Origin of the sequence: Pseudoduganella rivuli, assembly GCF_009674485.1 — a bacterium.
Taxonomy (GTDB): Bacteria; Pseudomonadota; Gammaproteobacteria; order Burkholderiales; family Burkholderiaceae_D; genus Rugamonas; species Rugamonas rivuli_B.
Window position 1 is genome coordinate 134,176 of the sequence record NZ_WKJJ01000014.1, and the last position, 13,129, is coordinate 147,304.

13 protein-coding genes are annotated in these 13,129 nt (G+C 63.1%); 4 read left to right on the top strand and 9 right to left on the bottom strand.

Annotated elements, in window-relative coordinates; all coding sequences use genetic code 11:
* Positions 1 to 6: 6 nt before the first annotated feature.
* From GJ700_RS21920 to GJ700_RS21955, 8 genes are all read right to left on the bottom strand, one after another.
* A complete protein-coding gene (locus GJ700_RS21920) occupies positions 7 to 774 on the bottom strand; it encodes an SDR family NAD(P)-dependent oxidoreductase (RefSeq protein ID WP_154377876.1) in 768 nt (255 codons plus the stop codon).
* 178 nt (positions 775 to 952) lie between these two features.
* Positions 953 to 2,542 carry an aldehyde dehydrogenase (NADP(+)) gene (locus GJ700_RS21925; protein ID WP_371868067.1) on the bottom strand — a complete coding sequence of 530 codons (1,590 nt, stop codon included), beginning with the start codon at positions 2,540 to 2,542 and terminating at the stop codon, positions 953 to 955.
* Entirely contained in the window at positions 2,539 to 3,531 is a 993-nt protein-coding gene (gene araD1 / locus GJ700_RS21930) for an AraD1 family protein (protein WP_154377878.1), read from the bottom strand. The genes GJ700_RS21925 and araD1 overlap by 4 nt, the downstream gene beginning before the upstream one ends.
* Positions 3,532 to 3,547: 16 nt before the next feature.
* Positions 3,548 to 5,290 (bottom strand): IlvD/Edd family dehydratase, encoded by a 1,743-nt coding sequence (locus tag GJ700_RS21935; protein ID WP_154377880.1) that lies wholly within the window; start codon positions 5,288 to 5,290, stop codon positions 3,548 to 3,550.
* Positions 5,291 to 5,489: 199 nt separating this feature from the next.
* Positions 5,490 to 5,849 carry a hypothetical protein gene (locus tag GJ700_RS21940; protein WP_154377882.1) on the bottom strand — a complete coding sequence of 120 codons (360 nt, stop codon included), beginning with the start codon at positions 5,847 to 5,849 and terminating at the stop codon, positions 5,490 to 5,492.
* A gap of 133 nt (positions 5,850 to 5,982) precedes the next feature.
* Positions 5,983 to 6,342 (bottom strand): hypothetical protein, encoded by a 360-nt coding sequence (locus GJ700_RS21945; RefSeq protein ID WP_154377884.1) that lies wholly within the window; start codon positions 6,340 to 6,342, stop codon positions 5,983 to 5,985.
* Positions 6,343 to 6,458: 116 nt separating this feature from the next.
* The gene (locus GJ700_RS21950; RefSeq protein ID WP_154378034.1) at positions 6,459 to 6,815 is read right to left on the bottom strand and encodes a translation initiation factor Sui1; all 357 of its coding nucleotides are present in this window, start codon (positions 6,813 to 6,815) and stop codon (positions 6,459 to 6,461) included.
* A gap of 8 nt (positions 6,816 to 6,823) precedes the next feature.
* Positions 6,824 to 7,450, bottom strand: a complete 627-nt coding sequence (locus GJ700_RS21955; RefSeq protein ID WP_154377886.1) for a VOC family protein — start codon at positions 7,448 to 7,450, stop codon at positions 6,824 to 6,826.
* 101 nt (positions 7,451 to 7,551) lie between these two features.
* On the opposite strand from GJ700_RS21955, the gene GJ700_RS21960 reads away from it, so the two are divergent.
* The 4 genes from GJ700_RS21960 (at position 7,552) to GJ700_RS35595 (ending at position 11,914) form a co-directional block, all read left to right on the top strand.
* Positions 7,552 to 8,253 carry a FadR/GntR family transcriptional regulator gene (locus GJ700_RS21960; protein WP_154377888.1) on the top strand — a complete coding sequence of 234 codons (702 nt, stop codon included), beginning with the start codon at positions 7,552 to 7,554 and terminating at the stop codon, positions 8,251 to 8,253.
* Between the two features lie 190 nt (positions 8,254 to 8,443).
* Positions 8,444 to 9,850 carry a glycoside hydrolase family 88/105 protein gene (locus tag GJ700_RS21965; protein WP_154377889.1) on the top strand — a complete coding sequence of 469 codons (1,407 nt, stop codon included), beginning with the start codon at positions 8,444 to 8,446 and terminating at the stop codon, positions 9,848 to 9,850.
* A 12-nt stretch (positions 9,851 to 9,862) separates the two neighbouring features.
* Positions 9,863 to 11,077 (top strand): BT3233 family polysaccharide utilization protein, encoded by a 1,215-nt coding sequence (locus GJ700_RS21970; RefSeq protein ID WP_154377891.1) that lies wholly within the window; start codon positions 9,863 to 9,865, stop codon positions 11,075 to 11,077.
* A 156-nt stretch (positions 11,078 to 11,233) separates the two neighbouring features.
* Positions 11,234 to 11,914 (top strand): GNAT family N-acetyltransferase, encoded by a 681-nt coding sequence (locus GJ700_RS35595; RefSeq protein ID WP_229507165.1) that lies wholly within the window; start codon positions 11,234 to 11,236, stop codon positions 11,912 to 11,914.
* A 136-nt stretch (positions 11,915 to 12,050) separates the two neighbouring features.
* Here the strand turns inward: GJ700_RS35595 and GJ700_RS21980 are convergent, their stop codons facing one another.
* Positions 12,051 to 13,124, bottom strand: coding sequence for an aldose epimerase family protein (locus tag GJ700_RS21980; RefSeq protein ID WP_154377893.1), 1,074 nt, complete (start codon positions 13,122 to 13,124; stop codon positions 12,051 to 12,053).
* Positions 13,125 to 13,129 lie beyond the last annotated feature (5 nt).

Below are 13,129 nucleotides of genomic sequence, written 5' to 3' on the forward strand. Positions count from 1 at the left end.
CGGGGATTACACCCAGCCCGCGTCGACGATGAATTCCTGCGCGGTGCACATGGCGCTGTCGTCCGCCGCCAGGAACAGCACCATCGAGGAAATGTGTTCAGGCTTCAGCTTGCCCGGCAGGCATTGCATGCGCTTGATTTCCTCTTCGGCCGCCTCGTCGACCCACAGGTCGATCTGGCGCTGGGTCATGACCCATCCCGGCGTCACGGTATTGACGCGGATATTGTGCGGGCCCAGGTCGCGCGCGAGGTTGCGCGTCAGGCCGATGACGGCCGACTTGGTGGTGGCGTAGACGGGATAGCCGGCGCCCTTGGCTTTCCACGAAATCGAACTGATATTGATGATGGAACCGCCGCCTTTTTTCTTCATGCCCGGCAACACGGCCTGACAGGTGAAGAACATCGGGCGCTGATTGATGGCGATGCGTTCGTTCCAGTATTCGAGCGTGACGTCTTCGATATTGTGGCGCTGGTCGTTGGCGGCATTGTTGACCAGCACGTCGAAGTCGCCCAGCTCTTCCGCGCATTCGGCCATGGCCGCTTGCAGCGCGGGAATATTCGTGATGTCGCAATAGCGGAATTGCGGCGTCTGGTAGCCGGCGGCGCGCAGGCGCTCGACCAGGGCCAGGCTGGCGTCCCTGGCGATGTCGACGAAGGCGACGGATGCGCCCTGCGCGGCAAACGCTTCCACCAGCGATTCGCCGATGCCGGTGCCGCCGCCCGTGATGAATACGCGCTTGCCTTGCAAGCTGCCGAATTTGGCCAGATTTGTCATGTTGTCTCCTGAATCTTATTGTAACTCTGCGTGATGCTGGCGGCTTCCGCGTTGCGGAAACCGCCCTACGGGTTCGCCGCCGGCGGCATGGCGACCAATGCGGCCTGTGACGCGCCGCCAACTCCGTTGGGCGGTTTAAGCGGAACGCTTAAGCCGCCATGCGTGCTTACCTCTACTGTTACGCCTTGCCCAGCGCGCCATCAACCCGGCGCCAGATACCGGACGGATTACCATCGCGCAACGACTCAGGCAACAGCGCCTGCGCCAGGTTCTGGTAGCAGACCGGACGCAGGAAGCGGTTGATGGCGCCGGTACCCACCGACGTGCTGCGGCCATCGGCCGTGGCCGGGAACGGGCCGCCGTGCACCATCGCGGTCGACACTTCGACACCGGTCGGGAAACCATTGGCCAGGATACGGCCGACTTTGCGTTCCAGCACCGGCAGCAATTGTTCGGCAGCGGCGAAGTCGCCTTCATCCAGCTGCAGGGTTGCCGTCAACTGGCCTTCCAGGCGTTCCGTGACCGCCACCATTTCCGCCACGTCCGCGCACGCGATCAGCATCGACGACGGACCGAACACTTCTTCATGCAGCGCATGGGTGGCGAGGAAGTCCGCCGCCTTGGTCTGGAACAGCGCGGGCGCGCCCTTGCCGCTTTCCTGCACCGTGCTGTCGTTGCTGTTGATGAGCGTCGTCACGCACGACTGGCCGGCCAGCGAAGCCACGCCGCGCTGGAACGATCCGGCGATGCCGGGCGTCAGCATGGTGGCGCCCTGCACGTCGCCCAGCGCTTCGGCGGCAACGGCGGCAAAGCGGTCGAACGCCGCACCGGCCAGGCCCAGCACCAGGCCGGGATTGGTGCAGAACTGGCCGACACCCATGGTCAGCGAACCGGCAAAGCCTTTGGCAATCTCGTCGCCACGGGCCGCCAGCGCTTCCGGCAACAGGTAGACTGGATTGATGCTGCTCATTTCAGCGTAGACGGGAATCGGTTGCGGACGCGCGGCCGCCACGGCCATCAGCGCGGTGCCGCCGGAGCGGGAACCCGTGAAGCCGACCGCCTGGATGGCGGGATGCGCCACCAGCGCCTGGCCGATGCCGTTGCCGGTGCCCGTCAACAGCGCGAACACGCCGGCCGGCAAGCCGCACAGTTCCACGGCCTTGACGATGGCGCGCGCCACCAGTTCCGACGTGCCGGGGTGCGCCGAGTGGGCCTTCAGCACCACGGGGCAACCGGCCGCCAGTGCGGACGCGGTATCGCCGCCCGCCACGGAAAACGCCAGCGGGAAATTACTTGCCGCGAAAACAGCCACCGGGCCGACCGGGATCATGCGCATGCGCAAGTCCGGGCGCGGCGGCGTGCGCTGCGGCAGCGCGGTATCGATGCGGGCGTCGCGCCACGAACCTTCGCGCAGCAGGTCGGCGAACAGTTTCAACTGGTTGCAGGTGCGGCCACGCTCACCTTCCAGGCGCACGCGGGGCAAGCCCGATTCCGCCATTGCGCGTTCGATCAGCGTATCGCCCAGCGCCATGATTTCCGCGGCGATGGTTTCCAGGAAGTCGGCGCGCTTCGCATCCGGCACGGCGCGGAACGTATCGAAGGCGGCGCCGGCCAGCGCGCACGCTTCGTTGATCTGTTCCACGTCGACCATGTGGAACGACGGTTCCAGGTGCTTGCGCTGCGATGGATCGAAGGCCTGGAACGAACCGCCGTTGCCTTGCACGGCCTGGCCGTTGATGAATGCTTGTCCGGTTACAGTCGTGCTCACAGTGCGTTTACCTTTGCATACTTGGTTTCAATAACTTCCAGCTTGTTGCGCAGCGCCGGGCCGAATGCCGGGGACTCGATTTCAAAGGTCTCGCCGGCCTGCACGCTGATGTTGTCGGCCACGCTCAGGGTCGCCGTGCCGAAGAAATGGATGTGCACGTCGCCCGGACGGTTGAACAAACCATACTTGAAGTGGTGGTATTCCAGGTTTTCAATGGTGTGCGACATGTTTTGTTCGCCGCTGACAAACGCTTTTTCCCAGCGCACTTTGCCTTCCTTGTCGAGGATGCGGGACACGCCGGAGACATGCTGCGGCAACTCACCCACCAGCAGCGCCGGGCCGAGGCCGCACACGCGCAGTTTCGAGTGGGCCAGGTACAGGTAATTCTGGCGCTCCGTCACGTGGTCGGAGAATTCATTGCCGATCGCAAAGCCCACACGGTATGGCTGGCCATCGTCGCCAATCACGTACAGGCCGGCGATTTCCGGCTCTTCACCGCCGTCCAGCGCGAAGTCCGGCATCTTCAAAGCTTCGCCGTTGGCCGCCACGATGGAACCGTCGCCCTTGTAAAACCATTCCGGCTGCACGCCAGGGGTGCCCGATGCGGGCTTGCCGCCTTCGACGCCCATGCGGAACATTTTCATCGAATCGCTCAGCGTTTCCACGTCGCCGCCGATTTTCTTGTGCATGGCGTCGCGGGTATCGGCGCTGCCCAGGTGGGTCAGGCCGGTGCCGCAAACGTAGGTGTGAGCGCTATCTTCGTGATCCAGCGGCGTCAGCAAACGGCCGCCTGCCAATACGTCCGCATAAGCGTGGGTTTGCGCGCCGGCTTTGGATTGCGCCAGTTGCGCCAGGCTGGTTTTGCTGCGGATGGCTTCCTGCGCCAGTGCATAGGTGGTGGCCACGCCTTCGAGTTCGCGGATCGTGTCCTGCTCCAGCAGGCCGACGCGGCGTTCTCCGTTTTCTTTCTTGAACTGTACGAGCAACATAACGTTTTTCCTTGAATTAGTGCGAGTGCTTGGGAACCTTGGAGCCGCGCATGCCGACCAGGAAGTCGAAGTCGCAGCCTTCATCCGCTTGCAGCACGTGGTTGATGTACAGCTGCTGGTAACCGGACTTGGCGCCTTCGACGTGCTCTTCAGCGCGGGCCGCCAAGCGCTGCGCCATCTCCGCGTCGGAGATATCGAGGTTCAGCTTGCCGTTGGCGCAATCGAGTTCCACGTAGTCGCCATCCCGGACAATGCCCAACGGACCGCCCGCCATGGCTTCCGGCGCCACGTGCAAGACCACGGTGCCATAAGCGGTGCCGCTCATGCGCGCGTCGGAGATGCGGACCATGTCCTTGACGCCTTGCGCCAGCAGTTTCGGTGGCAGGCCCATGTTGCCCACTTCCGCCATGCCCGGATAACCTTTCGGGCCGCAATTTTTCATGACCAGCACGGAATCCTTGTCCACATCCAGGTCCGGATCCATGATGCGTTCCTTGTAGTGTTCGAAGTTTTCAAACACGACGGCCTTGCCGCGGTGCTGCATCAGTTCCGGCGTCGCGGCCGATGGCTTCAGCACGGCGCCGCGCGGCGCCAGGTTGCCGCGCAGGATGCAGATGCCGCCATCGTCCAGCAGCGGCTTCGTCAGCGGACGGATCACTTCGTCGTCGTAGATCGGCGCATCCTTGCAGTTGTCCCACAGCGATTTGCCGTTCACGGTCAGCGCATTTTTGTGCATCACCAGGTCCGACTCGCCCAGGCGGCGGATCACGCCCGGCAGGCCGCCCGCATAGTAAAACTCTTCCATCAGGAAGCGGCCCGACGGCAGCAGGTCGACCACGGTTGGCGTGCCTTTGCCGACGCGGGTCCAGTCTTCCAGCTCCAGCGGCACGCCGATGCGGCCCGCGATGGCTTTCAGGTGGATCACGGCGTTGGTGGAACCGCCGATGGCGGCGTTCACGCGGATCGCGTTCTCAAACGCTTCCTTGGTCAGGATCTTCGACAGGCGCAGGTCTTCCCACACCATGTCCACGATACGCATGCCGGACATGTGGGCCAGCACATAGCGGCGCGCATCGACGGCGGGAATCGCGGCATTGTGCGGCAAGGTCGTGCCCAGCGCTTCGGCCATGCAGGCCATGGTGGACGCGGTACCCATCGTGTTGCAGGTGCCGGCGGAGCGCGAGTGGCCCGCTTCGGCCGCGAGGAAATCGTGCATCGAGATTTCGCCGCCTTTGACTTGTTCGTGCAACTGCCAGACGGCGGTGCCGGAACCGATGCTCTTGCCGTTCAGCTTGCCGTTCAGCATCGGGCCGCCCGACACGACGATCGCGGGAATATCGCAGCTGGCGGCGCCCATCAGCAGGGCCGGTGTGGTCTTGTCGCAGCCGACCAGCAGCACTACCGCATCCATCGGATTGCCGCGGATCGACTCTTCCACGTCCATGGCCGCCAGGTTACGGGTCAGCATAGCCGTCGGGCGCAGGTTCGATTCGCCACTGGAAAACACGGGGAATTCCACCGGGAAGCCGCCCGCCTCCAGGATGCCCCGCTTGACGTGCTCGGCCAGCTTGCGGAAATGCGCATTGCACGGAGTCAGTTCGGACCACGTATTGCAAATGCCGATGATGGGTTTGCCCTGAAATTCATGGTCGGGAATGCCCTGGTTTTTCATCCAGCTGCGATACATGAAACCGTTTTTGTCCTGCGTACCGAACCACTCGGCAGAGCGCAGGGCTACTTTCTTCTTAGTCTCCGACATGCAAATTTCTCCTGTAGTTGTCCCGCTCTGGCCGCTAGAGGCGCACGGCGCGGGTTGCGATGTAGGAATACTAAAGCTGCTATCGATATGTTTCCAATGAATTAAAAATCAAAATCGATATTAAAAATGGTATCAACACAAGAAAAGCACATGGCGCCATCAAGGCGCCATGGATTGCAAGGCCGAACCAGCTGCCGGCTTAGTCCCACAACAGTTTATTGACGGTGCGCGAGGCGCCCAGCAGGCCGGCGTTGGTGCCATCCAGGCACGACGGCCACTCGATCCGGTCCTTCAGCGCCACGCAGTAATGCAGGCGGCCACCGGGATTTTTCAGCTCGATGGTGCCGCCGCTGGCAATCCGGTGCGTCACCGGGCTGGTGTCACCCTGGATGCCCGTCATGACGGTGCAGCCGCCGCTGGTCGATTCCACGCATGTGATGCTGGAGGTTTCAATGTCGTCGGCGGCAACCTTGAATTTCAGGGTACTGATGGCGGCCGTGGCCGGGGTACACAACAATGCGCCGGCGAGCAGCGCGGCGGCGGCAGGATTGCGGATCACGGTGTCTCCTTCTTATGAGGTTGTACCCTTTTCGGGCTTGTCCTCCCATTGTTGTCCGCCAACCGCTCAGGTACTAATCAATTTTTTGACTAAAGCAATATCAAAAATGGCATAGCTCGGCGCCGCATCCGGCTCAATCCCACAGGACTTTATTGACGGTGCGTGTGGCATTCAGCAGGCCGGTATCGGAACCGCTCAGGCACGATGGCCACTCGACCTGGTCCTTGACGGTGACGCAATAGTGCAGCCGGCCGCCCGGATTTTTCAATTCGATGGTGCCGCCGGTGGCGATACGGTGCATGGCGGGGTGAAGGTCTTGCTGCGCACCGGTGGCGAGCGTGCAGGCGCCGCCGGTGGCTTCCATGCAGGTGATGCTGGCCATTTCGTCCGGCTCCACCGCGATCCTGAATTTCAGGGTGCTGACGGCGGCGAGGGCCGGGAGGCACAGCAAGGCGCCGGCAAGCAGTGCAGCGACAGCTGGATGGCGTTTCATGGCGTCTCCGGTTTAGGACTGACTTGCATATCCTCCCATGCATTGGCGCGCACGACAAATACCAACTGTCGCAATTGCAACACACCGCGCCAGTATCTGGCACGCCGCGCCCCGGATTATCCTGCTTTTGCCTTATGCCCCAGTTTCACCAGCGCCGCGATCAGCAATTCGCGGTGATCGCCCTGCACTTCGATGACGCCATCCTTGACGGTGCCGCCCGCGCCGCAGGCGGAGCGCAACTGCTTGCCCAGCACCGCCAGCGCCACGTCGTCCAGCGCCACACCCTTGACCAGCGTGACGGCCTTGCCGCCCCGGCCCTTGGTTTGCAGCGATACCCGCACATTGCCGTCGCCACGCGGCGCGGCTTTCGCATTGGATTTACAAACGCAGTCAGCGACCGGCTTGCCACATTCGGGGCACATGCGGCCTGTTTCGGTGGAATAGACCAGGCCTCCCTGGGAACGGTTTTTCATCATGGGCGTCAATATTTAAAAATCAGGGGCAAGGCGGGACGGAAGTCGTGCGACCGGCCTCTTACGCCGCCGTCGAATTCAATTTCCAGCAGGTGCGCATCGCCCGCGGCAAAGACCACCGGCACCGCCACCGGCGGCAGGCAGCGCGGCTGCACCACGGTGACACCCGTGATTTCACGCAGCGGCGCACGGTGCGCCAGCGGCTGCGCGCGTTCGGGCGGCAAGGCGTCCGGCCTGCCGCCTGGCGCAATATGAAACAACATGGGTTCCGACAAGGGGGCCAGCGCGATATCGCATGCGACGCCAGGCGGGAAGTAGGCGGGCTGGTAGCGCCAGGCGGCAAACGGCAACGGGCTGTCATCGCCTGGCGACGGCCGGAAACAGATGCCAAATGGCGAACCGCCGCCCGTCAGCCGCTCGAACAGCATGGTGGGCCGGGTCGCATCATTCTGCGCTTCCGCGGCATTTTCCAGCCACAGCAGTTCAATGAACGCGTTATCGAAGAAAAAGCGCCGGTTGGCGGTCCCCTGCCCCGGATGGCGGTTGCCGCTGCCTTCTGCCAGCCCGAAGTCCGCCAGCACGGCGGCTTGCGGCGCGCCGGGCTGCACGGCGATGAAAATGTGATCAATCAGCATGGACGCGATTATATGGCATGGGCCGGCAAGCCTTTCATTGCAAGAAGCATCACACGCCACTACAATCAGCCGGTCACACGCAGCCATTACCCGATAAAACAATGAAGAAGCCCCAGGAACCGCAGGACGCCACGCCCGCTCCCGAACAACGGCTGTACCGCGTCGTCGCGGAACGCATCCAGCAATTGATCAAGGACGACAATATCGCCCCCGGTTCGCGCCTGCCGGCCGAACGGGAACTGTCCGCCAAACTCAATGTCAGCCGCGCGTCGCTGCGGGAAGCGCTGATCGCACTGGAACTGGGCGGCGTGGTCGAAGTGCGCGGCGGTTCCGGCGTCTATGTCAGCGAACAGGCGGCCTTGCCGGCCGCCGTGCCCGAAGTCGGCCCGGGTCCGTTTGAAGTGCTGTCCGCGCGCCGCCTGATCGAATGCGAAATCGCCGCCATCGCGGCCAAGAACGCCACCGATTCCGCTGTCGACGCGATCCTCAAGGCTGTCGAGGAAATGGAGCGCAGCCACGACGACCGCTCCAGCAATGAACTTGCCGACCGCAATTTCCACGTGGCGATCGCACGCGCCACCGGCAACACCGCGTTCGTCGGCGTGGTGGAATACCTGTGGGACCAGCGCGGCAGCCTGTGGCACCGGCTCAAGGAACATTACCGCACCGAGGATTTGCGCAAGGATACGCTGAGCGACCACCGCGCCATCCTCTCCGCGATCGCCGAACGCAATGGCCCCGCCGCCCGCTCGGCGATGCGCGCCCACCTGGAGCGCGTCACGCGCACCTTCTCGCGGGGCTGAGCTCCTGCCATGCCCTGCGATGCGCTGCGCGTGCATCCGGGGCGCTCTTTCCATTTCGTTGAAATGTTTGCCGGTGCGGCATGGCGCCACAGCGGCATGCGCACGTCCGTCCCAAAAAATTTTGGCTAGTCCAGATTGCGAATTTGGCCGGACCACATTAGAATGGCCTGACCAATTACAAAGAGACGCCATGAAAAAGTTACCGCACCTGCTGACCGGCGTGGCCGCCGCCATCTTCCTGCTGGGTTCCGTGCACGCCGCCGGCCCTTACCGCAATACGGACAACAAGAACCTCGACGATGTCTCCGAGGGCACCTATCCGATTCCGTACAAGATGCCCGTGGCCGCCGAGATCACCGGTGCGCTGGACCGCATCCGCGGTTACATGGAATCGACCACGCCGACCCGCGTCATCAACAAGAAAACCGGCGCGGAAATCACGGATTTCAGCAAGCCGGTGGCCGACGCCATCATCGAACCAGCCAAGGGGGATTACGGCATCCTCGTCTATGAAATGGGCCTGTTCCATTCCGGCCTGCTGAAGGCAGCGGAAGCCACGGGGGACAAGCGCTACCTGGCCATGACAGAGCGCCACTTCGCCTTCTTCAAGGACAAGCTGCCCTACTTCGCGGCCCAGGAAAAACAGTTCAAGCTGGAACGCGCCAACAGTTTCGCGCGCTTCCTCGATCCCCGTTCGCTGGACGATGCCGGCTCCTTCTGCGCGGCGCTGATGCGCGTGCGCCATGCGAAAGTCGGCCCGGACTTGTCCGCCATGATCGCTTCCTGCAGCGACTGGGTCGCCAATAAACAATTCCGCCTGACTGACGGCACGCTGGCGCGCAAGCGCCCGCAAGCGGTGTCGCTGTGGGGCGACGACATGTACATGGGCATCCCCGCGCTGGCGGAACTGGGCCGCATGACGGGCGAGCGCAAATACTTCGACGACGCCGTCAACAATGTGCTGAACATGTCGCGCTACCTGTTCAACCCGCAACTGGGCATTTATACGCACGGCTGGCACCAGAATGCGCCGGATTCGCCCCGTTTCTACTGGTCGCGCGCCAACGGCTGGGCCGTACTGGCCATGTCGGACTTGCTGGACGTGCTGCCCAAGGACCACCCGGGCTATGAACCGGTGCTGAACCAGTTGCGCGCCAGCCTGAAAGGCATCGCGGAACGCCAGTCGGGCGCGGGCCTGTGGCACCAGATGATCGACCGTAACGACTCCTACCTGGAGACGTCGGCCAGCGCCATGTTCGTGTACACCATCGCGCACGCGATCAACCAGGGTTGGATCAGCCCCACCACGTATGGCTCCATCGCGCAGACCGGCTGGCAGGCGCTGTCGGCGAAGATCACGGCCAAGGGCGAGATCGAAGGCATCTGCGTCGGCACCACGCTGGCGGGCGACCAGACGTATTACTACAACCGCCCCACCAGCGTGCACGCGCTGCACGGCTATGGCCCGACGCTGATGGCGGGCGCGGAAATCCTCAAAATGCTGAAAAGCCCGAACGTCAACATCGAGTACAAGGTGCGCACCTACCACTACCAGCCGAAAGGCAATGGCGCCACCGATTACCGCGAACACCACTGATACGGAGCGGCCATGATGCGCATTACCCCAGTCACCACCGCCGCGGTCGCACTTCTGTTTGCGGCGCCCGCGTGGGCGGCAACGTTGTCCGTCACGGTCAGCCATGACCTCGACATCGCGCGCCCGTCGGAAACCATCACGATTCCCTGGGCGGACGTCAACAAGGCGTTGCCGAACGCGCTGATCCAGCGCATCGCCGTCAAGGATGCGCAGGGCCGCGTGCTGCCGCACCAGGTCACGAACGTGGCGCCGCAGGCGAAAGACCCGAACAACGTCGGTATCGCCTACGGCGAACTGATTTTCCAGCACAGCTTCGCCCCTGGCGAAAAGAGCGCCACCTTCACGGTGGAAAAGACCGACACGCTGGCGCCCGTGTTCCCAACCAAGGTTTCGGCCCGCTACGTGCAGGAACGGCTGGACGACTTCGCTTGGGAAAACGACAAGATCGCGCACCGCACCTATGGTCCCGCGCTGGCGGCGCCCGCCCCTGCCGGCAGCGGCAAGGAAGTGCTGGTCACCAGCGGCCTCGATATCTGGTTCAAGCGCGTCAGCTACCCGATCGTCGACCGCTGGTACAACAAGGGCCACGACCACTACCACCATGACGAAGGCGAAGGCATGGACATGTACAACGTGGGCCGCTCGCGCGGCGCCGGCGGCGTTGGCGTGTGGGATGGGAAGACGCTGTACAACAGCACCAATTACGCCGAATGGAAAGTGCTGGCCAACGGCCCGGTGCGGGCCATCTTCGAACTGCGCTACAACGGCTGGGATGCGGCCGGTACCCAAGTGTCGGAAACCAAGCGCTTCACGGTGGACGCTGGCCACCAGTTCGACACCATCGACAGCACGTTCACGTTCAGCGGCCCGGCCAAACTCGACGTGGCGGCGGGCCTGAACAAGACGCCCACCGACAAGGGTCAGAATCCCGTGGTCGGCGTCGAGCGCGACACGAAGTCGCACGCGCTGCTGCAATGGGTCGAACAGGCGTCCAACGGCGCCTTCGGCGTCGCCATCGTGCTGCCCGCGTCGACCGGTTACGCGGAAGATGCACTGAACCAGCTGATCGTGGCACCGGTGGAATCCGGCAAACCGCTGCGCTACCTGGTGGGCGCGGCGTGGAGCCGGGCCGGCGAGATCACCACGCGCGAGCAATGGCAAACGTACGTGGCGCAGGCGGCGGCGCGGTTGAACAGCCCGGTGCGGGTCAGCCTGCAAGCGAAGTGACAGTGTTTTTGTAGTCGGTAGTTGTTGTATCTCTGTGTGATGTCTTTGGGGCCGGACGAGGAAACTCTCCGGCCTGTTTTTTTTATTTAGGTCCCGCCTTTGATGCAAGAACGATAACATCGTAAAATTGCGCTCTTTACATGTGAAAGCCGCGCCATGCCGACCCGCGATACCATCGACGTGCAGTTCCACGCCAACCAGACCGTGACCATCGCCGGCGTCACGCTGGCGCCGCTGGATGCTTATCCGATCCTGGAACAAGCGGCACAGCGCACCCCGCCGCCGCTGCTGAACTTCATCACGGACGAAGGTGCGGGATATGAATCTGTCGGCAGGATCATTTACCAGGCTGTGCGCGCGGGCTTTCCGGACGAAAGCTTCAGCTTCCACGATCCCTCGAGCAAGCCAGTCCTGCGGCCCGCAACCGAGGCCGACATTCCATTCTTGCTGGACTTGCGCCATCAAACCATGGACGCGACCATGATCGCGGCCGGCAAGACGCCATCCGACGAAGCCCATATGCAGCGCGTGCTGTATGCGTTCGAATCCGCCCACATCGTGCTGCTGGCGGACCAGCCTGTAGGCTTGCTGAAGGTGGTGCGCGACGCGCCAGTGTGGGACCTGGTCCAGATCCAGGTGGCGCCGTCCGCGCAGGGGAAAGGCTTGGGCGAGCGCTTGCTGCGCGGGCTGATCGCGCAGGCCATGGCATCCGATGTATCGGTCAAACTCAGCGTCTTCAAGGTCAATCCGGCGCTGCGGTTATATACGCGGCTGGGTTTTACGGTCACGGACGAAACTGAGGATGCCTATGAAATGGTGTTCATGAATCCGCGCTGACACCGGCAAAAAAACGGCCGGAAAAGTCACCCTTCCCGGCCCCAAAGACATCACACAGAAGAAAGTACAACTACTACAACGGCGCGCCTGCCGGTGCTGTTCACGGCGCCGGCAGGCGCACCCTACACAACCATCATCACGCTGCCGAGAACCGGTAGAGTGACTCCGTCGCGTATGTTTCCCCCGGCCGCAGGACGGTCGGGGGGAAATCGGCCCGGTTCGGCGAATCCGGGAAGTGCTGCGGCTCCAGGCAGATGCCGCTGCGGTAGGCATAGGTGCGGCCCTTGCCCTTCAGGGTCCCGTCCAGGAAATTGCCGCTGTAGAACTGCAAGCCCGGTTCGCGCGTGTACAGTTCCAGCACGCGGCCCGATGCCGGGTCGCGCAGCGTGGCGGCCAGCGCCAGCAAGCCCGGCACCGGTTTGTTCAAGACCCAGTTATGGTCGTAGCCCAGGCCACGGCGCAACTGTTCGTCGTCCACACCGATGCGCGAACCGATGGCTTGCGACTTGCGGAAGTCAAACGGGGTGCCCGCCACGGCCACGGGGCCGCCCACCGGAATCAAACCGGCATCGACCGGCGTGTAGCGGTCCGCGCAAATCTGCAGCTGGTGTCCCAGGATGCTGTCCTTTTCCGCGACGCCGGACAAATTGAAATACGCGTGCTGCGTCAGGTTCACCAGCGTGGCCTTGTCGGTCGTCGCGCGGTACACCACCTTCAGTTCGTTGGCGTTGTTCAGCTGGTATTCGACTTCCACCTGCAGCTTGCCCGGATAGCCCATTTCGCCGTCGGCGCTGGTGTATTGCAACGCCACGCCCACTTCATCGGCGCGCGTGAAGGCCTTGGCTTTCCACACCTGCTTGTGGAAGCCCTGGGCGCCGCCATGCAAATGGTTGGCGCCATTGTTGACGTCCAGCTGGTACTCCTTGCCGTCGATCGAGAACCTGCCGTTGGCGATACGGTTGCCATAGCGGCCGATCAGCGCGCCGAAATACGGCACGTCACCCTCGTAGGGCGTCACGCTGTCGAAACCGTGCGTGACGTCGGCCAGCTTGCCGTCCCGGTCCGGCACATGCAATTCGGTGATGATGCCGCCATAGTTGGTGACCTTCACCTTCATGCCATTGCCGTTCTCCATCGTGAACAGCTTGACCGGCACGCCGGCTTGCGTGGCGCCGAACGGCGCTTCGGAAATGTGCAGCGTTTTCATCATGGGAA